Here is a 23299-nt window from a genome sequence, read left to right as displayed (position 1 = left end):
TAAAGGACAGAGGTCAACATGGCTGAATTCAAAGAAGCTCCCGCCGGTGCTCCGATCGGCGAAAAGCTGCTGACCTGGGTGGACAACCGTTTCCCAGCATCCAAGCTCTACAAAGAGCATCTCTCCGAATACTACGCACCGAAGAACTTCAACTGGTGGTACATCTTCGGCTCGCTGGCCCTGCTGGTGCTGGTGATCCAGATCGTCACCGGCATCTTCCTGGTGATGCACTACAAGCCGGACGCGGCGCTGGCCTTTGCCTCGGTCGAGTACATCATGCGTGATGTGCCCTGGGGCTGGCTGATCCGCTATATGCACTCGACCGGGGCCTCGGCCTTCTTCGTCGTGGTCTATCTGCACATGTTCCGCGGCCTGATCTACGGCTCCTACCGCAAGCCGCGCGAGCTGGTCTGGATCTTCGGTTGCGGCATCTTTCTGTGCCTGATGGGCGAGGCCTTCATGGGCTATCTGCTGCCCTGGGGCCAGATGTCCTACTGGGGCGCGCAGGTGATCGTGAACCTGTTCGCCGCCGTGCCTTTCGTCGGTGAAGACCTGGCCCTGCTGATCCGCGGCGACTTCGTCGTCAGCGATGCGACGCTGAACCGCTTCTTCAGCTTCCACGTCATTGCGATCCCGCTGGTGTTGCTGGGCCTGGTGGTGGCGCACATCATCGCGCTGCACGAGGTCGGCTCGAACAACCCCGACGGCGTCGAGATCAAGGCCAAGAAGGATGCGTCGGGCAAGCCGCTGGACGGCATCGCCTTCCATCCCTACTACACGGTGCACGACATCTTCGGCGTCGGCCTGTTCCTGATGGTGTTCACCGCCATCATCTTCTTTGCCCCGGAGATGGGCGGCTATTTCCTGGAGTACAACAACTTCATCCCGGCCGACCCGCTGAAGACACCGGCGCATATCGCCCCGGTCTGGTACTTCACGCCTTACTACTCGATGCTGCGCGCCACCACTGACCCGATGGTCAATGTGCTGGTGGGTCTGGTCGGCGCGGCGGTGGTGCTGGCCTGGCTGAAGAGCGGCTTCTCGACCAAGGGCAAGATTGCCGCCACCGTGGTGGCCCTGGTCGCGATGGCTTTGCTGAAGACCTTCGACGCCAAGTTCTGGGGCGTGGTCGTGATGGGCGGCGCGGTCGTGATCCTGTTCTTCCTGCCCTGGCTGGATCACAGCCCGGTCAAGTCGATCCGCTATCGCCCCGACTGGCACAAGTATGTGTACGCCGTGTTTGTCGTGTTCTTCCTGGTGCTGGGCTATCTGGGCATCAAGCCGCCCAGCGATATCGGCACCCTGATCGCGCAGATCGGCACGCTGTTCTATTTCGGCTTCTTCCTGCTGATGCCCTGGTGGAGCAAGCTGGGCACGCCCAAGCCCGTGCCTGACCGTGTGACCTTCCACGCCCACTGAGCATCGGAGTTCCAAGAATGAAAAAATTCATTGCTACGCTGCTGACCTCGCTGGCGCTGAGCGCCGGGCTGGTGTCGGGCGCTTCGGCCGCCGGCGGCGGCATCGAGTGGGACAAGTTTCCCAAGGAGAAGATGACGGACATGGCCGCGCTGCAAAACGGCGCCAAGCTCTTCGTCAACTACTGCCTGAACTGCCACTCGGCCGCCTTCATGCGCTACAACCGGCTGGCCGACATCGGCCTGAGCGAGGCGCAGATCAAGAGCAATCTGATGTTCGCCAGCGACAAGGTCGGCGACACGATGAAGATCTCGCTGGACCCCAAGCAGGCAAAGGACTTCTTCGGTGCCACGCCGCCGGACCTGACCGTGATCGCGCGCTCGCGTGCGGCCGCCGGCCAGGGCTCGGGTGCGGACTATCTGTACACCTATCTGCGCACCTACTACCGCGACGACACCAAGGCCACCGGCTGGAACAATATGGCCTTCCCCAGCGTGGCCATGCCGCATGTGCTGTGGGAGCTGCAGGGCCAGCGTGCCGCCAAGTTCGCTGACGAACCCGATCCGCATGACGCCAGCAAGACCGTCCATGTGTTCAAGGGCTATGAGCAGCTGACCCCGGGCAAGCTGAACCCCCAGCAGTTCGACGAGGCGATGGCCGACCTGGTCGCCTATCTGCAGTGGATGGGCGAGCCGGCGCAGTCCCAGCGCTTCCGTCTGGGCGTGCTGGTGCTGCTGTTCCTCAGCGTGTTCACGTTGTTCGCCTGGCGTCTGAACGCGTCTTACTGGAAAGACGTGAAGTAAGCCTTGCAGGCCCAGCTTGGCCGGGCCTGAGTTGACCGCAGTGGGGCGCCTCGGCCTCCACTGCGTTTGCATTTTGTGCGGTGCTCGTCCAGCATGAGCCCGTGAATCACCCACCGACCTTCTCGGGAGCCTGCCGCCATGATGGTGCTTTATTCTGGAACTACCTGCCCTTATTCGCACCGCTGCCGCTTCGTGCTGTTCGAGAAGGGCATGGACTTCGAAATCCGTGATGTGGACTTGTTCGCCAAGCCCGAAGACATCGCGCTGATGAATCCCTACAACGAGGTGCCCATCCTCGTCGAGCGCGACCTGATCCTGTATGAGTCGCACATCATCAACGAGTACATCGACGAGCGCTTCCCGCATCCGCAGCTGATGCCCGGCGACCCGGTGGCCCGCGCCCGCGTGCGCCTGTTCCTGCTCAATTTCGAGAAGGAGCTGTTCGCTCACGTCAATGTGCTGGAAGGCCGCTCGCAAGCCGTCAAGGCGACCGACAAGCAGCTGGAAAAGGCCCGCGCCCAGATCCGCGACCGCCTGACCCAGCTCGCGCCTATCTTCCTGAAGAACAAGTACATGCTGGGCGACGACTTCTCGATGCTCGACGTGGCCATCGCACCGCTGCTGTGGCGCCTGGACTACTACGGCATCGATATGTCGAAGAACGCCTTGCCGCTGCTGAAGTACGCCGAGCGCATCTTCTCGCGCCCGGCCTATATCGAGGCGCTGACGCCGTCCGAGAAGGTGATGCGCAAGTAAACTGCGACCCCATGGATCAAAGTTCCGATGGCGGCGCGGCCGCCAGCACCTCGACCCGGCCGTATCTGATACGGGCCCTGCACGACTGGTGCACCGACAACGGCTTCACGCCCTATATCGCGGTGCATGTGGATCGTTTCGTGCAGGTTCCGAACGAGTACGTCAGCAATAACGAAATCGTGCTGAACGTCGGTTTCGACGCGACCAGCGGGCTGGAACTTGGCAACGAGTTCATCCAGTTCAAGGCCCGCTTCGGCGGCGTGGCGCGCGAGATCGTCGTGCCGGTCGATCATGTGGTGGCGATCTATGCGCGCGAGAACGGCCAGGGCATGGCCTTTCCCGCGCCCAGCGCCGATGCGCCGAGCGCGCCTTTGAGCCTGGCCGGCAGCACCTCGCCGGTGGCCGCAGCCGTGCCAAGCCCGCCGGTGCGTCCGCCCGCGCGAGGCCTGCGGCTGGCGCCCGGTCCGGCCGAGCCACAGGACCAGCCCAAGGCGGCCGACCCGGTCACCGAGCCCGGTCCGGATGATTCCGGCGGCCCGGCATCCGGTGGCGGTCGCCCGGCGCTCAAGCGCGTCAAATAGTTGCCGGGGGCCGGGGTAGGGCTGGTTTTTTGCCCCTACAATGCGCCCTCGCATCAAGCCCGTGCCGGCTTAGCTCAGTTGGTAGAGCAACCGCCTTGTAAGCGGTAGGTCATCAGTTCGAATCCGATAGCCGGCACCATTTTTCTTCTTGCGCCCAACAGCATCCTCAGCCGGGCTGCATCACCTTGATGCGCAGCTTGGCGGCGGGAATGCCTTGTTCGGCCAGCAGCTCCAGCAGCCGCGGCTGCAACTGCCTCAGCTTGGCCGCCGCGGCGGCGTTCGAGGCCAGCAACGTCCACCCCTCCTCATCGATAGGCCCCGGCTTCACGAAGCGCGTCAGTGCGCCCGGCAGCGCGACGCTGACGATGGCCATGCGCCGGTTCGATTCCTGCAGCAGCAGGCCCAGCCGCGCCAGTCCCGTATGGCCGTTCATCGCCCGCTCGATCGGCATCGGCTCGGGCACCGAGGGGCCGCCGTGCTTGGCGGCGCGGCGCGGGCGATAAGGGCTCAGAGGGCGCGTCGTCGTGGACATGGCCTCAGTGTAGTCCCGCAGCCTGGCCGGCCCGGGCGTGCGGGGTGCCGATGCTAAACTCGGCGGGTTTTTCTGCAGGCCGAGGCCGGCACCCGGCTTGCAAGCCGGCGCGACGCCCTCAGCTGTAGAAACCGTCGAACAAGCAAGAACAGAACTCCACGGGCTGATTGCCGCGCCCGTCGTTGCCCCCGAGCGGGCACGCCAGCGGCTCAGACCTGGTCCGCCTACCTTCAAGTCCAAGACAGACACGCTGCATGTTGCCCAAGCTTCTTACCCAGATTTTCGGTAGCCGCAATGAGCGCCTGCTCAAGCAATACCGCCGCGTCGTGCAGCAGATCAATGCGCTGGAGCCCAAGTTCGAAGCGCTCAGCGACGATGAGCTGCGCGCCCAGACCGAGGCATTCAAGCAGCGTGTGGCTGGCGGCGAGAGCCTGGACGCGATCCTGCCCGAGGCCTTTGCCGTGGTGCGCGAAGGCGGCAAGCGCGCGCTGAAGATGCGCCATTTCGATGTGCAGCTGATCGGCGGCATGGTGCTGCATGCCGGCAAGGTGGCCGAAATGCGCACCGGCGAGGGCAAGACCTTGATGGCCACGCTGCCGGTCTATCTGAATGCGCTGACCGGCAAGGGCGTGCACCTGGTGACGGTCAACGACTATCTGGCCCGGCGCGATGCCGAGTGGATGGCCAAGCTCTACAACTTCCTCGGCCTGACGGTGGGCATCAACCTGCCGAACATGCCGCGTGAGGAGAAGCAGGCCGCCTACCGCGCCGATGTCACCTACGGCACCAACAACGAGTACGGCTTCGACTATCTGCGCGACAACATGGTCTACGAGACGGCCGACCGCGTGCAGCGCGGCACCGCCTATGCCATCGTCGACGAGGTCGACTCGATCCTGATCGACGAGGCCCGCACGCCGCTGATCATCTCCGGCCAGGCCGACGACCAGACCGATGTCTATCTGGCGATCAACAAGGTCGCGCCGCTGATGAAGAAGCAGATCGGCGAGCTCGATCTGCGCACTGGTGAGGGCGTGGTCGAGCCCGGCGACTTCACGGTCGACGAAAAGTCGCACCAGATCTATCTGACCGAGGACGGCCACGAGAACGCCGAGAAGTACCTGAGCCAGGCCGGTCTGCTGGCCGAGGGCGCGAGCCTGTACGACTCCGCCAACATCACGCTGATGCACCATCTGTACGCCTCGCTGCGCGCGCACCATGTTTATCACCGCGACCAGCATTACGTGGTGCAGAACGGCGAGGTCGTCATCGTCGACGAATTCACCGGCCGGCTGATGAGCGGCCGGCGCTGGAGCGACGGCCTGCACCAGGCCGTCGAGGCCAAGGAAGGCGTGGCGATCCAGAGCGAGAACCAGACGCTGGCCTCGATCACCTTCCAGAACTATTTCCGCATGTACGGCAAGCTCGCCGGCATGACCGGCACGGCCGATACCGAGGCCTATGAGTTCCAGGAGATCTACGGTCTGGAGACCGTGGTGATCCCGCCGAACCGTCCCACGATCCGCAAGGACGAGCTGGACCTGGTCTACAAGACCACCAAGGAAAAGTTCGACGCCGTCACCCAGGACATCCGCGACTGCCATGAGCGTGGCCAGCCGGTGCTGGTGGGCACCACCTCGATCGAGAACTCGGAGTTGATCTCCAGCCTCCTGACCAAGGCCAAGCTCCCGCACCAGGTGCTCAATGCCAAGCAGCATGCCAAGGAGGCCGAGATCGTGGCCCAGGCCGGCCGGCCCGGTGTGATCACGATCGCTACCAATATGGCCGGCCGCGGCACCGACATCGTGCTGGGCGGCAATGTCGAGAAGCAGGTGCAGTTCATCGAGGCCGATGCGGCGATCCCCGAGGCCGAGAAGGCCGCGCGTATCCAGAAGCTCAAGGACGAGTGGGCCGGCCTGCACGAGCAGGTCAAGGCCGCCGGCGGCCTGCGCATCATCGCGACCGAGCGCCACGAGAGCCGCCGCATCGACAACCAGCTGCGCGGCCGTTCGGGCCGCCAGGGCGACCCGGGCTCCTCGCGCTTCTATCTGTCGCTGGACGACCAGCTGATGCGCATCTTCGCCGGCGACCGCGTGCGCGCCATCATGGACCGGCTGAAGATGCCCGAGGGCGAGGCCATCGAGGCCGGCATCGTGACCCGCTCGATCGAGGGCGCGCAGCGCAAGGTCGAGGCGCGCAACTTCGATGTGCGCAAGCAGCTGCTGGAATACGACGATGTGTCGAACGACCAGCGCAAGGTGATCTACCAGCAGCGCAACGACATCCTCGAGGCCGACTCCCTGGTGGCCCAGATCGGCAATCTGCGCGCCAGCACGCTGGAAGACGTGGTGCGGACCTATGTGCCGGCCGAGAGCCTGGAAGAGCAGTGGGACCTGGCCGGGCTGGAGCGGGTGCTGAAGAGCGAGTGGCAGCTCGATGTGGGCCTGGCCGCCGAGGTCGAGAAGAGCGACTCCATCACCGATGAGGACATCCTCGCCAAGGTGGTGGCCGCCGGCGACGCGCTGTTCGCCGACAAGCTCGAGCGCGTCGGCGTCGAGCAGTTCTCGCCCTTCATGCGCATGGTGCTGCTGCAAAGCATAGACCAGCACTGGCGCGAGCATCTGGCGGCGCTGGACTATCTGCGCCAGGGCATCCATCTGCGCGGCTATGCGCAGAAGAACCCCAAGCAGGAGTACAAGCGCGAGGCCTTCGAGCTGTTCTCCCAGCTGCTGGACGTGGTCAAGATGGAAGTCACCCGTACCCTGCTGAATGTGCGCATCCAGTCGCAGGAAGAGGTGGCCCGCGCCGCCGAAGCGATCGAGGAGCGCGCCGAGCACATCAGCAACGTCACCTACACCCATCCCAACGAGGACGGTTCGGTGTCGCAGGACGCGGCAGCGCCGGCCGGCTCGCAGTACGCCCATGTCGGTCGCAACGATCCCTGCCCTTGCGGCAGCGGCAAGAAGTACAAGGCCTGCCACGGCAAACTGAATTGAGGTGGCGGCTGCGTCAGCTCAGCCCCCTTATCCGGGGGTGAATGTGACGTAGTTCGCACACTTCAAGGCCCAAGCCCGTGGATGGGGGGTGCGCATGTCAAGGCCATCCCCCTAAAGTGAAGTTCAACGGTGCGGGAGGTCCGCAGCACCGGAACTTCAACAGAATACCCGGCGCAAGAACCTGTCTATGAAGCCCCACATTGCTCTTCTTCCCTTGATCCTGGGCTTGGCAGCCCCGTTGGCATCGGCCTCGCCGGTGACCTTCGGCTCCAAAGTCCTGGATGGACAGGCGCCCTGGTCGGCCAGCTACACGCTGCATGTTGACCAGCAATCGCTGTTCAACGGCTACCTCAAGTCCGTCTCGAACAAGAAGGACAACGTGGTCATCCAGTCGATCACTCTGAGCAAGGGCAGCGAACAGTACCTGTTCGACCTGATGGACGATGAGTACAAGTTCCTGTCCGTCACCGGTGACCATTGGGTCACACCCGGCAAGAAGATTGACGTTACGCACTGGGGTTGGAGCTACGCCCTGAGCCCGGTGCTGCTGAGTGCCGGGGATTGGGATGTGAAGGTGCAGATGAATAGCTACAGCAGCAAGTTCAACAGCTCGCTGTCTGGGGCCGGCACGCTGCAGGCTGTGCCTGAACCTGCCTCGCTGGCCCTGGCCGTGACGGCATTGGGCGCCCTGGCGCTGGTGCGCCGCCGCCGCGCAGCCCGCTGAACCGAACACGCCGATCCTTCCAAGCGAGACGCCTCATGAAGAACAAGATCCTAGTAAGCGCCCTGGCCCTGGCTGCCGGCAGCGCCAGCGCTGCGGTGCTGGACATCGAGTACACCCAGACCCTGGGCACCGAGATCACCATGGTCACCGACGGTGCCGTCAGTGAAGACTATCTGAGTGGCGGCATGCAGTACAAGGCGCTGGGCGGCGCGAGCTTCGAAGCCTTCTGTGTGGAGATCGGCCAGAGCTATGCGCTCGCCGGTGTGCAGAGCTATACCGCTGGCAGCTTTGGCTCCACCCAGTCGCGCCAGTTGCAAGGTCTTTTTTCGACCAGCTACGGTCTGTTGAGTTCCGATCTGGACCGCGCGGCTTTCCAGACGGCAGTCTGGGAAATCACCCACGAGCAGAGCGCACAACTCGACGCTTCGCAGGGCAGTTACCAGTTCGCGTTTCTGAACGCGGACAGCACCGCCCAGGAGGACACCGCGTTCCTGAACAAGGTGAACGGCTTTCTGGATGCGGCAGACAGCTACCAAGGCCCGGCCAAGTATCAACTGACCAAGCTGCAGCACCAGGACTACCAGGACTTGGTGACTGTCACGGCAGTTCCTGAGCCCGGCACCTACGCGATGCTTCTGGCTGGCTTGGGCCTCGTCGGTTTTGTGGCGCGCCGGCGCCAGCGTGCCGGCTGAGCCGTCCTGCTCTGAATCCTCGCTGCCTCGGCATTGAAGGGCTCCCTCGGGAGCCCTTTGCTTTTGCAATCTCTCCCTACAATCCGCGCCATCCGTCCTTTCTTGCCCGCGAGACCTTCATGCCCGTCAATCTGAACGCCCCCGACCCTGCCTCCCTCCATCCCGTGCCCGGCGTGCGCCTGGGCGTGACCATGGCGGGCGTGCGCAAGGCCAATCGCCGCGATCTGAGCGTGATCGCGCTGGACGAGGGGTCGTCGGTGGCCGGCGTGTTCACGAAGAACCGCTTCTGCGCGGCGCCGGTGCAGATCTGCCGCGAGCACCTGGATGGTGGCCAGGGCATCCGTGCGATCCTGGTCAACACCGGCAATGCCAATGCCGGCACCGGCGAGGACGGCCTGGCCCGTGCCCGCTCGACCTGTGCGGCGCTGGCCGGCCTGATGGGCGTGCAAGCGAGTCAGATCCTGCCGTTCTCGACCGGCGTCATCATGGAAACCCTGCCGGCCGATCGCATCATCGCCGGCCTGCCGGCGGCCCTGGCCGCCTTGCGCACCGACGCCTGGGACGAGGCCGCCGCCGGCATCATGACCACCGACACCCTGCCCAAGGCCGCCTCGCGCCAGGTCCAGATCGGCGGGCAGACCGTCACCATCACCGGCATCTCCAAGGGCGCGGGCATGATCCGTCCGAATATGGCGACGATGCTGGGCTATGTGGCCACCGATGCCAATATCCAGCCCGAGCTGCTGCAAAGTCTGGTGACCGAGGCGGCCGATGCCAGCTTCAACCGCATCACCATCGATGGCGACACCTCGACCAACGACAGCTTTGTGCTGATCGCCACCCACAAGGCCGCTCACGCCCGCATCGAGTCGCTGAGCAGCCCCGAGGGCCAGGTCTTGCGCGCGGCGGTGATCGCGGTCGCGCAGCAGCTGGCCCAGGCCATCGTGCGCGACGGCGAGGGTGCGACCAAGTTCATCAGCATCGTCATCGAGGGCGGCCGCGACGAGGCCGAGTGCAAGCTGGCCGCCTATGCCATCGCCCACTCGCCGCTGGTCAAGACCGCCTTCTTCGCCAGCGACCCGAACCTGGGCCGCATCCTGGCGGCGGTCGGCTATGCCGGCATCGCCGATCTGGACCAGACCCTGATCGAGATGCATCTCGACGATGTGCATGTGGTCACCAAGGGCGGCCGCCACCCCGACTATCGCGAGGAGGACGGCCAGCGCGTGATGAAGCAAAGCGAGATCACGGTGCGCGTGAACCTGCATCGCGGCCCAGCCCAGACCACGGTCTGGACCTGCGATCTGAGCCACGACTACGTCAGCATCAACGCCGACTACCGCAGCTGAGCCGGCGCCGGGTCAGGCGCTGTGCTGCCCTGGCTGGTCTGGGCGCTGGTCGGGGTCGGCGCTGGGGGCGGGCGCGGCGCTGGCGGGGTTGGGGGTGAGGGCGGCGACTGCTCTTGCTGGCAGCAGGGCCTTCAAAATGCAGCGATTCGCAAGATGACATTCATCTTGCTTTCCGAAAGACCAGATAGATCTTCTTCAGATATCCGCCCCTCCCGCAGCAGTCGGCCAAAGACAGCGTGAAGCTGCGAATATCTGTAGTCGTACTTGCTGTCAATTTCGCGCCGCGACTTGGACAAGAATTCTTCCGTAGACCACATGCTTTCCGGATCACTCGCACTCGCCGCCATGGCCTTGAAGGTTTGCAGGACTGCAGCAAGTTCGCGATGCAGCGCCGCATCAAAGACGCGGCGAGCAATTTTCTTCTCCGAGCGGCTCCATTCATCGGTCATGCGGGTCTCCTGACGACGCCCAACGTTTGACATGAGAGGCTCGACCTGGCTTGCCGGGGCGAGTCCTCTCGATGGAAGGGTTAGCGAAGTAATCGGGCCAAGGCCGCAAATCGCCCGAAAGTCGCTTCGGAAAGTTCATTGCAAATCAATCAGTTAGAACGAGCGACTTGAGAGGGCTCACTGGATGCCAGGCTCGGGCTTCGGTTTGCTTGGAAGTTGGGCTTGTTGCTCTTGAAGAGCCTCAGAAACTGACTTTCCCCACACTTCGGTCTCCAACTGGATGACTCTGTAGGCTTGATCAACGAAGTCGTTCATCAGATTGAACGCTTCTGGCGCGGTAGACACTCCTGTTGAGTGGATTGGTTGCCGCGCGACATACGCAATCCAAGCAAGACGAAACTTTGTGATGATGCGTTCTAGCTCCAGCTGTGCGGTCACGTAACGGATGTGCCCCCCCGTAGCCCCGAACATGCGGTTAACTGCCAGTACAGCGCCAGCCGCAACCAGCAGTGGGTAGCCGTATGGCGCCGCCGCTCCGAACAGCTTTGTATCGGCGCCGGCAAGAAGAGGAATCATTACCCCCACCGATGCGAGTCCGATAGCAGCACCTCTAGTCAGAATGGAGAAGAGCCGCTGCTTCTTTCGGGCTCGATAGTAGAACTGAACCTCATGGTGGATGAGATCGTTTAAGGCGTTGAACGTACTAGTAAGCGCGCCCTGCTGATTTGATTGCCAATCCACGCCGTTCAGTTCGCCTAAGAATCGGCGAAGGCGATCCGGATCCTCAACGCGCTGGGAGTTTTTGAATGGCCACATAGGAGGATGCGAAGTTGTTTGTGGGCTCTAGACAAGATGGCTTCGTGAACTCGGGCGGCCCGACTCCTGCGATGCCGTAGGTTGCGGGCACTGGGCCTGCAGAGCTACACCAATGCACCCGGCGGACGGGCTGCCGGGGCGTTGCGAGTTTGCGAGGAGTCGGGCCATGAGCAAATCTAGCATCTTGTATGTCGGACTGGACGTGCATAAGGACAGTATCGACATCGCCGTGGCGGACGCGCCGCGCGACGCCGAGATTCGACATATCGGCAGCATCAAGGGCGACCTCGCGTCGCTGGACAAGTCGCTGCGCAAACTCGTCAGCCGCGGCCAGCCGCTGCACATCGTCTACGAGGCCGGCCCCTGCGGGTTCGTCATCTGGCGCCACCTCAGCGCGCAAGGCTTGCATTGCGAGGTGGTCGCACCATCGTCGATCCCGCGCACGCCCGGGGATCCGTCGTCACCATCTCTACGACCAGACCTTACAGCGCGTGTTCAAACGGGCGGTGACGGCCGCTGGCATTCACAAACCGGCCACGCCGCACACGTTGCGGCATTCGTTCGCGACCCACCTGCTGCAAGCCGGCTACGACATCCGGACGGTGCAGGAGCTTTTGGGGCATGCCGATGTGGCCACCACGATGATCTACACCCATGTGCTCAAGGTCGGTGGCGGCGGCGTTTGCAGTCCGATGGACTCGCTGGCAGGGCGGGCGAACGCATGAGCGTTGCCATATTGTTGTTCCGCCTCCACCGGCGCCGCGCGCCCCGAACGCCAGTCGCCAGTTCCACGACAAGCGTGCCTTCAAGACAATGCCCTTGTCGATCGGCCCGGCCCTCGCGCGTCGTAGCTTCACCGGGCAACAAGCAAGCTTCATCGGAGACCAGGACATGCGATTCATCATCACGGCGCAGGCGAGCGCGGACAAGGCGGGCGGGCAAGCACAGCCGGCCTTCGATCCGGAGCTCTTCAAGGCCTATATGCGTTTCAACGAGGAGATGCATCAGGCCGGTGTGCTGGTCGCCTCGGAGGGCCTCAACCCGGTGGCGCCGGGCGCCCGCATCGCGGTGGCGAACGGCCGGCGCTATGTGGTGGACGGGCCTTTTGCCGAGTCCAAGGAACTGGTCGGCGGTTTCTACCTCATCGAGGTGGGCTCGCTCAACGAGGCAGTCCAGTGGGCGCTGCGCGCGCCGTCCGGTTTCGGCGCGGACGATGTTCTGGAGGTCCGGCAGCTGACCGGCGCGGGCGACCTGCCGGCCGAGATTCTGCGGCTGATCGAGGAGGCTGCGCCCACCTGGAGCGCCTCGGCCTGGCAATCGCGCGGCGCGACGCGGTCGTAGGCCGCGAGCTCGCGCTCGATGGTCAAGACCGCCTGCGGCGCCGCCACAGCGTCGACCACCAACCACCGCCCTTCGCAAAGACCAGCGCCGCCGGCAGGCTGATCTCGACCTGCGTGCCACCGGCCGGGCCGGCGCCGATCGCCAGCGTGCCGCCCAGGCGCCGGGCGCGCTCGCGCATCGTCTGCAGGCCGTAGTGCCCCTCGCGGTAGCCGCGCGCAAGGACGGGCGCGGCGATGCCGATGCCATCGTCACTGATGCGCAGACGCAGGCCCTGGTCCTCGAAGATCAGCGCCACCTCGATGCTGCCGGCGCGCGCGTGGCGGGCCGCATTGCTCAAGGCTTCGCGCACGATCAGCAGCAACTCGTCGCACAGCAGCGGGCTGAGCCGGCGCCGGTCGCCGCTGACGCTGACCCGGAAGGCGCAGCCCTCGGCGACCAGGGCCGCACCCGCCAGCGCCAGCGCGTCCTCCAGCGCGGACCCGAGCTCGGGCAGATGGCGCAGCTCGCGCATGCGCTCGCGGCCCTCGATCATCGCGGCCTCGGCGCGCTCGATGGCGCGTTCGATCCACTGGCGCAACTCCAGATCCTGGATGCGCTGCGTGGCCGCGTGGAAGGACAGGATCAGCCCCTGGAAGCCCTGCAGCAAGGTGTCGTGCAGCTCGCGCGAGATGCGCTCGCGCTCGCGGTGGCGCTCCTCCAGCCGCAGCCGCACCTGGGTCGCGATCGCACGGGCCCGCAGCAGGTACAGGCCCCAGGCCAGCGCCAGCACGGCCAGCACGGCGATGACCTGGAACACCGGGCTCTGCCAGAAGCGCGGCGCAATCTCGAAGGTCAGCGTCGCGCCCTCGGCATTCCAGACGCCGTCGGCATTGGCGGCGATGACGCGGAAGCGGTAGCGGCCCGGGCCCAGATTGGCATAGACCGCCTCGCGCCGATGGCCGGCCTCCTGCCAGTCGCCGTCGATGCCGTCGAGCCGGTAGCGAAAGCGCGCCCGGTCCGACACCGCCAGGGTCAGCGCCGTGAAACGGATCGCCAGCGTGCGCGTGCCCTCGGGCAGGCGCATGCCGGCTTGCGGCGTCAGCAGCCGGTCGCCGGCGCGCAGGCTCTGGATCTCGACCGGCGGCGGCCGCTCATTGCGCGGCACATCGGCGGGGTCTATCCAGGCCACGCCGCGATTGGTCGCGACCCAGATGCGGCCCGCGCGATCGCGCAGCGCGGTGGGCGTCAGCTGGGCCTGCTGGGCCACGCCGGGTAGGCCGTCGCGCCAGTCGAGCAGGCGGTAGTTGCGCCGGGCCTGCGGCCCGGCGAACAGCGCGTCCACATCGGCCGCCGCCACCCGCAGCAGGCCGCGGCCGCCGTTGAGCCAGAGCTCGCCGTCGGGCAGCTCGATGATGCCGGTGATATGGGCGAAAGCCTCGTCCTGCGCAGCGCTGACGAGCCCGAAACGCTGGCCGTCAAAGCGCGCGAAGCCGGCCTCGCCGGCCATATAGACGCCGCCCTGGCGGGCCGGCGCTATCGTCGTGGCCCGGCCCACCAGCAGGCCGTCGGCCGCCGTGTAGCGGCTCACGCGGCCGCCGGCCAGGTGCAGCAACTCGTCGTCGTAGCCGAACCAGACGGAGCCATCGGCGCTGGTGGCGATCGCGGTCGGTAGCGCGCTGCCGCGCTCGACCGAGCGCTCGCGGCGCGCGCCGGCGCAGTCGGCGTGGAAGATGCCGGCCTCGTCGACGGCCAGCCAGGCGCCGCCGCCGGCATCGGGCGCCAGCGCCAGCACGCGGGGGGCGACGCCCAGCTCGATGCGGCAGCGCCCGTCGGGGCCGCTGCGCCAGATGCCCTCGCTGTCGACTTCCCACAAGGCGCCGTCGGGCGCGGCCGTGCCGGCCCGCACCGGCGCGCGGCGTGGGCGCAGCTGCGGCGGCGCGGGCGGGGCCAGATAGAGCGGCTGGTCCCAGTTGGTGGCCAGCACGCCGTCGCCATGGGCCATGATGGTGAAGCCGTGATGGGGCTTGAGCGCCAACTCCGGCACCTCGCGCAGCCGCCGCTGCCTGAAGCTGCTGATGCCGTAATTGGTGCCGACCCAGACCTGACCCTCGGCGTCCTCGACCAGGGGCACGGCCACATCGGCCGGCAGGCCCTGCTGGCGCGTGAAGCGCTCCGGCAGATCGGCCGCCGCCAGGGCCTGGCCGCTCGCGATGCGCTGCGGCGCCGGCAGCCGCAGCACGCCGCCGCGCACATCGGTCAACCACAGGCTGCCGTCGCCGGCGAACAGCAGCTGCTTGGCCTGCACCACCGGCGCGGCCCCCGGGCCTGCCAGGCGGGGCTGCTCCGGCACCGCCCCCAGCGGGCGCGTGCCCAGCAAGGCGTCCGAGACCCAGACCCGCCCCTGCGGGTCTTCGGCCAGCACCGCATGGCGCGAGACCAGGGCGCCGCTGCGGCGGAAGCGGCGCTCGCCGGCCGGCAGGAACCACACCGTGTCCGGCGCCGCGACCCAGAGCGTGCCGCGACGGTCGACGAACACATAGTAGGCCGCCGCTGCCGGGTAAGCCCAGTCCGCACCGACCGTCTGCCAGCGCCCGTCGACATAACGGGCCAGGCCACCGGTGCTGGCGGCCCACAGCGTGCCATCGCCTGTCTGTGCGAAGCGCAGCACCCGGCCCGGCGGCATGCCCTGCGCCTCGCCATGGGCGCTGGCGATGCCGTCGCGCAGCCGCACGGTGCCGCCGGCATACAGGCCGATCCAGACATCGCCGTTGGGCAGCTCGATCAGCGCATTGATATTGGTCGAGCGCAGGCGCTGGCCCTCGCGCAGCGGGTAGCGGTCGAAGCGCACGCCATCGAAACGGTAAAGCCCCAGGCCGGTGCCCAGCCAGAGATAGCCGCGCTGCGAGCGCGACAGGGTCCAGACATCGGCCGGCGCCCCCTCGTTGACGCTCCAGGCGGTGTGCGAGAAGCGCTCCAGCAAGGCCTCGGCCGCTGCGCCCTGGCAGGCGACCAGCAGCAGCAGCGCAACCAGCCCGCGCATCAGGAGCGGAACAGCCGCGAGTACTGCGCCTCGTGCTGGGCCGAGAGAATGGCCAGCATCGGCGTGAAGGCCTGGCGCTGGCTGTCGGGCAGCGCCAGCGCGGCGTCGACGCTGGCCGGAATTTCGGCGCTCAGCGCCTGCAGCATGCGCTGGCCGGCGCTCTGGCCCAGCGGCACGGCCTTGATGGCCGCACCCACCATGTTCTCGGCCCAGCCAAAGGCATGGGCCAGCATGGCCTCACGCAGCGGCGCCCCCGTTTGAGCGGCGGCCAGCGCGAAGGCGATGGGCCAGCTCGGCGCCGGGCGCAGCGCGGCCAGATGGGCGAGCTGGGCCTGGCTCAGCGCATCGTCCAGCCCCTTGTTGCGCAGCCACTCCAGCAGCGAGCGCCCCATCTGCTCGCTCTGCAGGCGCAGCTCCTGGGTCTCGCGGGTCTGCAGCAGCCAGTCGTTGAGCTCGCTGACCCGTGCCAGGTCTTGCCTCAGCCAGGCCCGCATCGCGCTGGCGCAGGCCGGCAGGTCGGCGCGGCCCAGAGCCAGGCGCAGCTGGTCCAGCAGCCAGCGCGTGGCGGTGGCCTCGTTCGTGACCCGACCGGACTCGACCGCCGCCTCCAGGCCTTCCGAATAGCTGAAGCCGCCCACCGGCAGGGCCGGCGAGGCCAGCTGCATCAGCTGCAGCCAGGCGCTGGCGGTGAGCGGCGCTGGCGCCGGGCGGACGCGCGGCATCGGCGCTCAGTGCTTGCAGCCGGGGCCGTGCACATGCGGCGCGGGCGCTGCAGCGACGGCGATGCCGATCGGCTTGCCACGAGCCGGCGCGGGCGCCGCATGGCTGTGCGCATGGCCGTGATCATGGTGAGCATGGCCTTCGGCCGCATAGGCGCCGGCCTCGGGCTCGAAGGCGCTGTGGGTCTCGCTGACGATCAGATGCATCTGGCGCAGCATATCGGCCAGCACATGGTCAGGCTCCAGCAGCAGGCGCTCGGGCTGCAGCTCCAGCTGCACATGGCGGTTGCCCAGATGGTAGGCGGCGCGCAGCAGGTCGAAGGGGCTGCCATGCTCGGCGCAGGCGCGCACCTCGAGCACGGCCTGCGGCGCCGCGATCACGCGCACCAGCGAGCCGTCCTCGGCCACCAGCACATCGCCACCGCGCACGGCGGTGCCGCGCGGCAGGAACACGCCGAGGTGGCGGCCCTGGCTGTCGGTGGCGTCGAAACGGCTCTTCTGGCGCACATCCCAGTCCAGCTCGACGCTGGCGGCGCGCTTGAGCAGGACCGGGGCCAGGCCCTGGCCGCGGGCGATCAGTTTGTTGACGGTCAGCATGGCCGACATTCTGGAGCAGAAACTAGAAGTCGACGGCCCTGGTTCTCAAGCCCCGCGCAATCAGCGTGGCATTGATCAGCTGGGCCTGCTCGCGGCTGGCAAAAGGCCAGATCGCGGCGCGCCAGCCCTCATGGGTCTGGAACACCTGGGCCTGCAAGCTGTCGGGCTCGCGCACGGTCTGGCCCAGCATCGCGCGCATGCGCTCCAAGTGCGCCTCGGCCTCGGCCTTGCTGGCTTGCGCCGGGCCGACCAGGGCCACCTGCTTGCCTGCTGGCATCGGTTTGGGTTCGCCTCGGCTTTGCGGCAGGGCCTGGGGCGGATCGGGGCGGCGGTTCAGCTCGCGGGACAGCACATCGGAGGCGGCCGTGGCGGCCGGCGCCGCGCTGGGCGCGTCCGGGCGGGGACGCGGCGACGGCACCAGGCGCGGACGGATATCGGGCGCCGAAGCCGCGACCTGGACCTCGGAGGCCGGCAGCGCCGGGGCCGGCTCGGCGGCCGACGCGGCCGATGCCGCAGAGACTGCAGGCTCGAGCGCTGCGGAGGCCGGGGCAGCCACTGGGGCAGAGGCCGGTGCGGAGGCCGGTGTGGAGATCGGTGCAGGGGCCGGTGCAGGGGCCGGTGCGGACACGGCACTGGCCGCCGAGGCCGCCGGTGCCGCCGCCTCCGGCCCGCCGCCCCACTGCCACCAGGCCCCGAGGCCGAGTGCAGCCAGCAGCAGCAGGGCCAGCACGGCCAGCGGCAGCGGGTTCAGGCAGCGCCGGCCCAGCACCTCCATGCGGCCGCCGGCGCCGCGCGCCAGCAGCACCCGGGTGCGCGAGGCGCCGGCGTCGATGCCGGCGCTCATCAGATAGAGCTCGTAAGGCCAGGCTCCGCCGGCCTGGGCCGCGCCGCGCGCCATCAGGCCTTCGTCGATCGCGACCTCGCGCTGCGGCCAGTCGGGCTCGCCGGGCGGGTTGGCGTGGCCGTGGCGCAGCGCGAAGGCGGCCACGCGGCGCGGCGACAGGTTGTGGATGAAGCGCTCGCTGAACAGCGGCCAGGCCGCATCGGCGCCGCGCACCCGGCCCAGGCGGGCCAGCAGCGGGGTCAGGGCTTGCCACCAGGGCTTCTTGGTGAAAGGCTTGGCCGGGGGCGGCGCTGCGGCCGGCTCGGTGAGCTCCTCGCCCAGCACCGGCTCGATGGGTTCCGCGGCCGCAGCCGGGCGGCCGCTGCGCATAAAGGGCAGGGCCACCACGCCTATGGTGTGGACGTCGTAAATGCTGATCTTTTTGGCAAGCGGGTGGCGGTTATGCCAGGCCACGACTTGCTCGGCCAATCGATCCATGGGCCCTTTCCGAGCTTCGCCACGGCAAGCTGCCGCCCGCGCATGGTGCCTCAAATCCGGCCCCGTGTTCGGGCGACTTGGCCCGAAAAAACAGCCCAAACCGGCGCCAGCCGGCTTGGGCACAATGCCGGCCATGGCCTCTTCCTCGCCCACGCCCGCGCACCGATCCCGCGTTCTGGCCACGCCCTGGTCCGGCGTGTACGGCAGCCTGATCGACAGCGGCCGCCACTTCGGCCGCCATTGGCACGACAGCTACGGCCTGGGCCTGCTGCTGCAGGGCGCGCAGCGCTCGGCCAGTGGGCGCGGCAGTGTCGACGCCTTTGCCGGCGAGCTGATCACCAGCAACCCCGGCGAGGTGCACGACGGCCGCCCGCTGGGCATCGACTCGCGGCGCTGGCGCATGCTCTACCTGGACCCCGAGGTGGTCGCGGCCATGGCTTCGGGTTCGGCTTCAGGTTCGGGTACCGCCGAGCTGACCCGGCCGGTGATCGCCGATGCCCGCTTGCGGCTGGTGCTGGCGCGGCTGTTCGCGCGGCTCGATGCCTGGCAGGCCGGGCCGACCGCACTGGCCGCCCTGGCCTGCGAGCAGGCCCTGCTGCGGGTGCTGGGCCTGCTGCTGGAGCGCTACTCGACGGCGGCGCCACAGCCCGCCGAGACGGCGACGGTGGCCGAGATGGCCACGGTGCGCGAGCGCCTGGCCGACGCCGATGCCGGCGCGGTGGTGCCCAGTCTGGCCGAGCTGGCCGCGCCGCTGGGCCTGAGCAGATACCAGCTGCTGCGCCGTTTCGAGGCGGTCCATGGCCTGCCACCCCATGCCTGGCTGCTGCAACTGCGGGCCGAGCGGGCACGGCGCCTGATCGCCTCCGGCAGCGCGCTGGCCGATGCCGCCGCGGCCGCCGGCTTTGCCGACCAGAGCCATATGACACGGGTGTTTGCCCGCCACTTCGGCCTCACGCCCGGGGCCTGGCGGCCGCAATAGCGTTCAAGACCGGGCCGCCCGGCGTGGCCAGACTGCGAGCCTTCTTCTTGTCTTGATGGGGTCTCGCATGTCGGATGCGTTGAAGGGCCAGCTGCTGTGCAGCCTGGCGATGCTGCTGGTGGGCAGCACGGTGGCGGTCAGCAAGATCATCGGCGCGGACATCGAGCCCTTTCTGGCCACCGCGCTGCGCCACGCGATGGCGCTGCCGGTGTTCGTCTGGCTGGCCTGGCGCTCCGGCTGCGTGATGCCGCGCCTGTCCCGCCACGACGCGCTGCTCTTGCTGGTGCAGGCGGCGGCCGGCAGCGTCGGCTACACGGTGCTGCTGATCCAGGGGGTGATGTGGTCCAGCGCGGCCGATGCCGGCGTGGTGGCCGGCACGCTGCCGGCGATGGCGGCGCTGCTGGCCGTGCTGATGCTGGGCGAGCGGCCCGGGCTGCGCCTGCTGGGCGCGATCGCGCTTGCGACGCTGGGCGTGATGGCCCTGGCGCTGGCGCCCGACTCGGCCGCAGCCAAGCCGACCCGGCTGCTGGGCATTGCCGCGGTGCTGGCCGCGATCGCCTGCGAGGCGGTCTTCATCCTCGGCAACAAGCGGCTGCGCCAGCCGCTGCCGCCGCTGCTGCTGTCGACGCTGATGTGCGCGGGCGGCCTGCTGCTGTCGGTGCTGCCGGCCTGCTATCTGGCCCGCAGCACGCCCTCGACCCTGAGTCCGGCGGCGCTGATGGGCATTGCCTACTACGCCTGGCTGCCGACGGTCGGTGGCTTCGTGCTCTGGTATGCGGGCAGCGCGCGCACCAGCGGCGTCCGCGCCTCGCTGGCCACGGCCTGGCTGCCGGTCTCGGCCCTGCTGCTGTCGGCGCTTTTTCTGGGCGAGGCGGTGCAGCCCTGGCAGTGGGCGGGCCTGGCCTGCGTGCTGGCGGCGGTCGTGCTGGCCAGCACCGGCGGCGCTAGAACAGAAAGTAGCGCTGCGCCATCGGCAGCTCGCGCGCCGGCTCGCACGTGAGCAGTTGGCCGTCGGCCCGCACCTCATAGGTCTGGGCGTCGATCTGCATCTTGGGCAGATAGGCGTTGTGGATCATGTCGGTCTTCCTGACCGTGCGGCAGCCACGCACGGCGCTCAGGGTCTTCTTCAGGCCATAGCCGGCCGCCACGCCCGAGTCCAGCGCGCTCTGCGAGACAAAGGTCAGCGAGCCCTGGGCGACCGCGCCGCCAAAGCTGCCGAACATCGGCCGGTAGTGCACCGGCTGCGGCGTCGGGATGCTGGCGTTCGGGTCGCCCATCGCGGCGGCGGCGATAAAGCCGCCCTTGACGATCAGGCTGGGCTTGACGCCGAAGAAGGCCGGCCGCCAGAACACCAGGTCGGCCCATTTGCCTACTTCAACCGAGCCGATCTCATGCGCCGCGCCATGCGAGAGCGCCGGGTTGATCGTCAGCTTGGCGATATAGCGCTTGACGCGGGTGTTGTCGTTGCGCTCCGTGTCGCCCGCTAGCGGCCCGCGCTGCAGCTTCATCTTGTGCGCGGTCTGCCAGCAGCGCATCACCATCTCGCCGACCCGGCCCATGGCCTGGGAGTCGGACGAGAACATCGAGATCGCACCCAGATCGTGCAGCACATCCTCGGCCGCGATGGTCTCGCGGCGGATGCGGCTCTCGGCGAAGGCCAGGTCTTCGGCCACGCTGGCGTCCAGATGGTGGCAGACCATCAGCATGTCCAGATGCTCGTCCACCGTGTTGACGGTGTAGGGCATCGTGGGATTGGTCGAGGAGGGCAGGAAGTTGTTCTCGCCCACGACGCGCATGATGTCCGGCGCATGGCCGCCGCCGGCGCCCTCGGTGTGGAAGGCGCACAAGGTGCGGCCCTGGGTCGCGGCCATCGTGTCCTCGACGAAGCCGCTCTCGTTGAGCGTGTCGCTGTGGATGGAGACCTGCACGTCGAACTCGTCGGCCACCGACAGGCAGCAGTCGATCGCGGCCGGCGTCGTGCCCCAGTCCTCGTGCAGCTTCAGACCGATCGCGCCGGCCTCGATCTGCTGGCGCAGCGCCTCCGGCCGGCTGGCATTGCCCTTGCCGAGAAAGCCCAGATTCATAGGGAAGGCATCGGCCGCCAGCAGCATGCGTTTGAGGTTCTCGGGCCCCGGCGTGCAGGTGGTCGCCAGTGTGCCGGTGGCCGGGCCGGTGCCGCCGCCCATCATGGTCGTGACGCCACTCATCAGCGCCTCCTCGACCTGCTGGGGGCAGATGAAGTGGATGTGGGTGTCGACCGCCCCGGCCGTGACGATGAGCCCCTCGGCCGCAATGATCTCGGTGCCGGGGCCGATGACGATATCGACGCCGGGCTGCACATCCGGGTTACCGGCCTTGCCGATGGCGGCAATCCGCTTGCCGCGCAGACCGATATCGGCCTTGACGATGCCCCAGTGATCGATGATCAGCGCATTGGTGATCACGCAGTCCATCGCGTCGCCGGGGCCGGGGCCGTTGGCGCGCTGCGACTGGCCCATGCCGTCGCGTATGGTCTTGCCGCCGCCGAATTTGACCTCTTCGCCATAGCCTCCAGCGCCCAGGGTCAGGTCTTGCTCGACCTCGATGATCAGCGCGGTGTCGGCCAGCCGGACCCGGTCGCCGACGGTGGGGCCGAACATCTCGGCATAGGCGCGTCGTCCTATCTGGGCCATAGAACGGGTTCCTTGTGGGTGTCAATGCGGGTCGGGGTCTGCGAGGCCAGGTCGCGCAGCGTGCCCAGGGCCATGGCCAGCAGCGCGGCGGCGCAGAGCCGGTAGGTGAAGCGGGCCCAGCGCGCGCCGACGCGCCGGAACAAGCGGTCCACCAGGGCCGCGCAGATGAAGGCCCAGGCCAGCGAGGCGGCCATGAAGCCGGCGAAGAACAGGCCGTAGTCGGCCGGCCTCGGTTCGGCCAGGCCGATCGCGCCCATCGCGCTGCCCATCGCCGCCCAGTAGGCCAGGTTCTGCGGATTGGTCAGCGACAGCAGCATGCCGGCGCGCAGCGGCCTGGCCGCGTGGCCCGCCGCCGCATCGACACCCAGTTCATGGACGGTGCGCGCGGCGCGCCAGCTGTCCCAGGACAGATAGCCCAGATAGGCCGCGCCGGCCAGGCCGACCGGCCAGCGCAAGACCTCCCACTGCAAGGCGAAGCCGATGCCGGCCAGGCCCACCAGCGCCCAGCTGGCATCGCCGACCAGAGAGCCCAGCTGCACCGCCAGTGCCGGCCGGTAGCCGCCGCGCAGGCCTTGACGCACGGTCTCGGCGAACACCGCACCGGGCGCGGCATTGAAGACCAGGCCCAGGCCAAAGGCCGTCATGAACAGGGTCAGCGTGTTCACAGCGCCCCCTGGACCAGACCGCGAAAGCCCCAGACCTGACGGTCACCGGCATAGTCGACCAGCTCGACGCTGCGCTGCTGGCCGGGCTCGAAGCGCACGGCGGTACCGGAGGCGATGTTCAGCCGCATGCCGCGCGCGGCCGTGCGGTCGAAGCGCAGCGCGGCATTGGTCTCGGCAAAGTGGTAGTGCGAGCCGACCTGGATCGGCCGGTCGCCGGCGTTCTCCACCACCAGGGCCAGCGTGCGCCGGCCAGGGTTGAGAACATGGACGGCGTTTTCATCGTCAATCAGCAACTCGCCCGGGCTCATGTCAAAAGCCCCATGCCGAACAGCGCCACCGCAGCGCCCGACAGGCGCGGCAGCCACAGCGAGCCCTTGCGCAGCGCCAGGCCCAGCCCAATACCCAGGCCGTGCAGCAGGGCCGTGCCCAGCACCATGCCGGCCAGCGCGCCCGTGCCGCTCAGCTCCTGGCCATGGGCCGCACCATGAAAGAGCGCGAAGCCGCCCATCGCCAAGGCGGCCGCAGCGACCGGCAGCTGTTGCGGCGACATCAGCAAGGCACCGACCACCAGCAAGGAGCCGGCGATCATCGGCTCGATGGCCGGGACGTGCAGGCCGCTCTGCGCCAGCAGCGCACCGGCCAGCAGCATCAGGGTAAAAACCAGCGGCGCCAACCACTGGCGGCGCGGCGTGCCGGCGCTCCAGATGCCAACGGCCAGCATCGCGGCCAGATGGTCCAGGCCGGTGAAGGGGTGGCTGAAGCCCTCGGCGAAGCCGTGGTGGCCGATATCGTGATGGCCCACATGGGCGAAGGCCAGGCCGCTGAGGGCGAGGCCGGCGGTGAGGGTCAGGACTTGCTTGCTATTCATCTTG

The 23299-nt window shown here is 67.8% G+C and carries 22 protein-coding genes, 1 tRNA gene and 1 pseudogene; 13 read left to right on the top strand and 11 right to left on the bottom strand.

Annotated elements, in window-relative coordinates:
• Positions 1-18 precede the first annotated feature (18 nt).
• From O5M90_RS09945 to O5M90_RS09925, 5 genes are all read left to right on the top strand, one after another.
• Positions 19-1419, top strand: coding sequence for a cytochrome b (locus O5M90_RS09945; protein WP_137941070.1), 1401 nt, complete (start codon positions 19-21; stop codon positions 1417-1419).
• Positions 1420-1436: 17 nt separating this feature from the next.
• Complete coding sequence (locus O5M90_RS09940; protein ID WP_269838683.1) at positions 1437-2219, top strand: cytochrome c1; 783 nt, start codon at positions 1437-1439, stop codon at positions 2217-2219.
• Positions 2220-2357: 138 nt separating this feature from the next.
• The gene (locus O5M90_RS09935; protein ID WP_137941068.1) at positions 2358-2975 is read left to right on the top strand and encodes a glutathione S-transferase N-terminal domain-containing protein; all 618 of its coding nucleotides are present in this window, start codon (positions 2358-2360) and stop codon (positions 2973-2975) included.
• An 11-nt stretch (positions 2976-2986) separates the two neighbouring features.
• Positions 2987-3556 (top strand): ClpXP protease specificity-enhancing factor, encoded by a 570-nt coding sequence (locus O5M90_RS09930; protein ID WP_262969980.1) that lies wholly within the window; start codon positions 2987-2989, stop codon positions 3554-3556.
• Positions 3557-3619: 63 nt separating this feature from the next.
• Positions 3620-3695 (top strand) — tRNA-Thr (locus O5M90_RS09925).
• Positions 3696-3722: 27 nt separating this feature from the next.
• Here O5M90_RS09925 and O5M90_RS09920 read toward each other — a convergent pair.
• Complete coding sequence (locus O5M90_RS09920; protein WP_269838684.1) at positions 3723-4088, bottom strand: hypothetical protein; 366 nt, start codon at positions 4086-4088, stop codon at positions 3723-3725.
• Positions 4089-4342: 254 nt separating this feature from the next.
• Between O5M90_RS09920 and secA the strand changes: the two genes are divergently transcribed.
• The 4 genes from secA (at position 4343) to argJ (ending at position 9849) form a co-directional block, all read left to right on the top strand.
• Positions 4343-7084, top strand: a complete 2742-nt coding sequence (secA, locus tag O5M90_RS09915; protein WP_137941066.1) for a preprotein translocase subunit SecA — start codon at positions 4343-4345, stop codon at positions 7082-7084.
• A gap of 187 nt (positions 7085-7271) precedes the next feature.
• Complete coding sequence (locus O5M90_RS09910) at positions 7272-7808, top strand: PEP-CTERM sorting domain-containing protein (protein ID WP_269838685.1); 537 nt, start codon at positions 7272-7274, stop codon at positions 7806-7808.
• Between the two features lie 35 nt (positions 7809-7843).
• Entirely contained in the window at positions 7844-8500 is a 657-nt protein-coding gene (locus tag O5M90_RS09905) for an FxDxF family PEP-CTERM protein (RefSeq protein ID WP_269838686.1), read from the top strand.
• Between the two features lie 119 nt (positions 8501-8619).
• Positions 8620-9849, top strand: a complete 1230-nt coding sequence (gene argJ / locus O5M90_RS09900) for a bifunctional glutamate N-acetyltransferase/amino-acid acetyltransferase ArgJ (protein WP_269838687.1) — start codon at positions 8620-8622, stop codon at positions 9847-9849.
• 131 nt (positions 9850-9980) lie between these two features.
• On the opposite strand, the gene O5M90_RS09895 is transcribed toward argJ, so the two are convergent.
• Together O5M90_RS09895 and O5M90_RS09890 are read right to left on the bottom strand one after the other, a co-directional pair.
• Positions 9981-10298 (bottom strand): hypothetical protein, encoded by a 318-nt coding sequence (locus O5M90_RS09895; RefSeq protein WP_269838688.1) that lies wholly within the window; start codon positions 10296-10298, stop codon positions 9981-9983.
• A gap of 177 nt (positions 10299-10475) precedes the next feature.
• A complete protein-coding gene (locus O5M90_RS09890; protein WP_269838689.1) occupies positions 10476-11114 on the bottom strand; it encodes an SLATT domain-containing protein in 639 nt (212 codons plus the stop codon).
• Positions 11115-11563: 449 nt separating this feature from the next.
• On the opposite strand from O5M90_RS09890, the pseudogene O5M90_RS09885 reads away from it, so the two are divergent.
• Both O5M90_RS09885 and O5M90_RS09880 read left to right on the top strand, forming a co-directional pair.
• Positions 11564-11839 (top strand): annotated as a pseudogene (locus O5M90_RS09885) (tyrosine-type recombinase/integrase); the annotation flags it as partial.
• Positions 11840-12005: 166 nt separating this feature from the next.
• On the top strand, positions 12006-12455 hold the full coding sequence (locus O5M90_RS09880) for a YciI family protein (RefSeq protein ID WP_440401995.1): 450 nt from the start codon (positions 12006-12008) through the stop codon (positions 12453-12455).
• Positions 12456-12477: 22 nt separating this feature from the next.
• Here the strand turns inward: O5M90_RS09880 and O5M90_RS09875 are convergent, their stop codons facing one another.
• The 4 genes from O5M90_RS09875 to O5M90_RS09860 are packed head-to-tail and all read right to left on the bottom strand — an operon-like array spanning position 12478 to position 18111.
• Positions 12478-15474, bottom strand: a complete 2997-nt coding sequence (locus O5M90_RS09875; RefSeq protein WP_269838692.1) for a sensor histidine kinase — start codon at positions 15472-15474, stop codon at positions 12478-12480.
• Positions 15474-16196 carry an urease accessory protein UreF gene (locus tag O5M90_RS09870; protein ID WP_269838693.1) on the bottom strand — a complete coding sequence of 241 codons (723 nt, stop codon included), beginning with the start codon at positions 16194-16196 and terminating at the stop codon, positions 15474-15476. Before O5M90_RS09870 ends, O5M90_RS09875 begins: the two co-directional genes overlap by 1 nt.
• Before the next feature lie 6 nt (positions 16197-16202).
• A complete protein-coding gene (ureE, locus tag O5M90_RS09865; protein WP_262969968.1) occupies positions 16203-16790 on the bottom strand; it encodes an urease accessory protein UreE in 588 nt (195 codons plus the stop codon).
• Positions 16791-16812: 22 nt separating this feature from the next.
• Positions 16813-18111: a hypothetical protein gene (locus O5M90_RS09860; protein WP_269838694.1), complete on the bottom strand. Its 1299-nt coding sequence runs from the start codon at positions 18109-18111 to the stop codon at positions 16813-16815.
• A gap of 133 nt (positions 18112-18244) precedes the next feature.
• Here O5M90_RS09860 and O5M90_RS09855 point away from each other — a divergent pair, with 133 nt between their 5' ends.
• Complete coding sequence (locus tag O5M90_RS09855; RefSeq protein ID WP_269838695.1) at positions 18245-19090, top strand: AraC family transcriptional regulator; 846 nt, start codon at positions 18245-18247, stop codon at positions 19088-19090.
• Positions 19091-19157: 67 nt separating this feature from the next.
• The gene (locus tag O5M90_RS09850) at positions 19158-20090 is read left to right on the top strand and encodes a DMT family transporter (protein ID WP_269838696.1); all 933 of its coding nucleotides are present in this window, start codon (positions 19158-19160) and stop codon (positions 20088-20090) included.
• Here O5M90_RS09850 and ureC read toward each other — a convergent pair.
• The 4 genes from ureC to O5M90_RS09830 are packed head-to-tail and all read right to left on the bottom strand — an operon-like array spanning position 20035 to position 23295.
• Positions 20035-21762, bottom strand: coding sequence for an urease subunit alpha (ureC, locus tag O5M90_RS09845; protein WP_269838697.1), 1728 nt, complete (start codon positions 21760-21762; stop codon positions 20035-20037). The genes O5M90_RS09850 and ureC overlap by 56 nt on opposite strands.
• Positions 21750-22406 carry a LysE family transporter gene (locus O5M90_RS09840; protein ID WP_332909463.1) on the bottom strand — a complete coding sequence of 219 codons (657 nt, stop codon included), beginning with the start codon at positions 22404-22406 and terminating at the stop codon, positions 21750-21752. Before O5M90_RS09840 ends, ureC begins: the two co-directional genes overlap by 13 nt.
• Before the next feature lie 17 nt (positions 22407-22423).
• Entirely contained in the window at positions 22424-22735 is a 312-nt protein-coding gene (locus tag O5M90_RS09835) for an urease subunit beta (protein ID WP_269838699.1), read from the bottom strand.
• Complete coding sequence (locus O5M90_RS09830; RefSeq protein WP_269838700.1) at positions 22732-23295, bottom strand: HupE/UreJ family protein; 564 nt, start codon at positions 23293-23295, stop codon at positions 22732-22734. The genes O5M90_RS09835 and O5M90_RS09830 overlap by 4 nt, the downstream gene beginning before the upstream one ends.
• Positions 23296-23299 lie beyond the last annotated feature (4 nt).

Source organism: Paucibacter sp. M5-1 (assembly GCF_027498415.2).
Lineage (GTDB): Bacteria > Pseudomonadota > Gammaproteobacteria > Burkholderiales > Burkholderiaceae_C > Roseateles_E.
The sequence above is the reverse complement of the archived record's forward strand: the minus strand, read 5'-3'. Positions and strand labels throughout refer to the sequence as shown.

What these genes read in the sequence shown, in the direction of transcription:
- O5M90_RS09945 (WP_137941070.1), top strand. Translation starts at nt 19, where the DNA reads ATGGCTGAATTCAAAGAAGCTCCCGCCGGTGCTCCGATCGGCGAAAAG.
- O5M90_RS09940 (WP_269838683.1), top strand. Translation starts at nt 1,437, where the DNA reads ATGAAAAAATTCATTGCTACGCTGCTGACCTCGCTGGCGCTGAGCGCC.
- O5M90_RS09935 (WP_137941068.1), top strand. Translation starts at nt 2,358, where the DNA reads ATGATGGTGCTTTATTCTGGAACTACCTGCCCTTATTCGCACCGCTGC.
- O5M90_RS09930 (WP_262969980.1), top strand. Translation starts at nt 2,987, where the DNA reads ATGGATCAAAGTTCCGATGGCGGCGCGGCCGCCAGCACCTCGACCCGG.
- O5M90_RS09920 (WP_269838684.1), bottom strand. Translation starts at nt 4,088, where the DNA reads ATGTCCACGACGACGCGCCCTCTGAGCCCTTATCGCCCGCGCCGCGCC.
- secA (WP_137941066.1), top strand. Translation starts at nt 4,343, where the DNA reads ATGTTGCCCAAGCTTCTTACCCAGATTTTCGGTAGCCGCAATGAGCGC.
- O5M90_RS09910 (WP_269838685.1), top strand. Translation starts at nt 7,272, where the DNA reads ATGAAGCCCCACATTGCTCTTCTTCCCTTGATCCTGGGCTTGGCAGCC.
- O5M90_RS09905 (WP_269838686.1), top strand. Translation starts at nt 7,844, where the DNA reads ATGAAGAACAAGATCCTAGTAAGCGCCCTGGCCCTGGCTGCCGGCAGC.
- argJ (WP_269838687.1), top strand. Translation starts at nt 8,620, where the DNA reads ATGCCCGTCAATCTGAACGCCCCCGACCCTGCCTCCCTCCATCCCGTG.
- O5M90_RS09895 (WP_269838688.1), bottom strand. Translation starts at nt 10,298, where the DNA reads ATGACCGATGAATGGAGCCGCTCGGAGAAGAAAATTGCTCGCCGCGTC.
- O5M90_RS09890 (WP_269838689.1), bottom strand. Translation starts at nt 11,114, where the DNA reads ATGTGGCCATTCAAAAACTCCCAGCGCGTTGAGGATCCGGATCGCCTT.
- O5M90_RS09880 (WP_440401995.1), top strand. Translation starts at nt 12,006, where the DNA reads ATGCGATTCATCATCACGGCGCAGGCGAGCGCGGACAAGGCGGGCGGG.
- O5M90_RS09875 (WP_269838692.1), bottom strand. Translation starts at nt 15,474, where the DNA reads ATGCGCGGGCTGGTTGCGCTGCTGCTGCTGGTCGCCTGCCAGGGCGCA.
- O5M90_RS09870 (WP_269838693.1), bottom strand. Translation starts at nt 16,196, where the DNA reads ATGCCGCGCGTCCGCCCGGCGCCAGCGCCGCTCACCGCCAGCGCCTGG.
- ureE (WP_262969968.1), bottom strand. Translation starts at nt 16,790, where the DNA reads ATGCTGACCGTCAACAAACTGATCGCCCGCGGCCAGGGCCTGGCCCCG.
- O5M90_RS09860 (WP_269838694.1), bottom strand. Translation starts at nt 18,111, where the DNA reads ATGGATCGATTGGCCGAGCAAGTCGTGGCCTGGCATAACCGCCACCCG.
- O5M90_RS09855 (WP_269838695.1), top strand. Translation starts at nt 18,245, where the DNA reads ATGGCCTCTTCCTCGCCCACGCCCGCGCACCGATCCCGCGTTCTGGCC.
- O5M90_RS09850 (WP_269838696.1), top strand. Translation starts at nt 19,158, where the DNA reads ATGTCGGATGCGTTGAAGGGCCAGCTGCTGTGCAGCCTGGCGATGCTG.
- ureC (WP_269838697.1), bottom strand. Translation starts at nt 21,762, where the DNA reads ATGGCCCAGATAGGACGACGCGCCTATGCCGAGATGTTCGGCCCCACC.
- O5M90_RS09840 (WP_332909463.1), bottom strand. Translation starts at nt 22,406, where the DNA reads ATGACGGCCTTTGGCCTGGGCCTGGTCTTCAATGCCGCGCCCGGTGCG.
- O5M90_RS09835 (WP_269838699.1), bottom strand. Translation starts at nt 22,735, where the DNA reads ATGAGCCCGGGCGAGTTGCTGATTGACGATGAAAACGCCGTCCATGTT.
- O5M90_RS09830 (WP_269838700.1), bottom strand. Translation starts at nt 23,295, where the DNA reads ATGAATAGCAAGCAAGTCCTGACCCTCACCGCCGGCCTCGCCCTCAGC.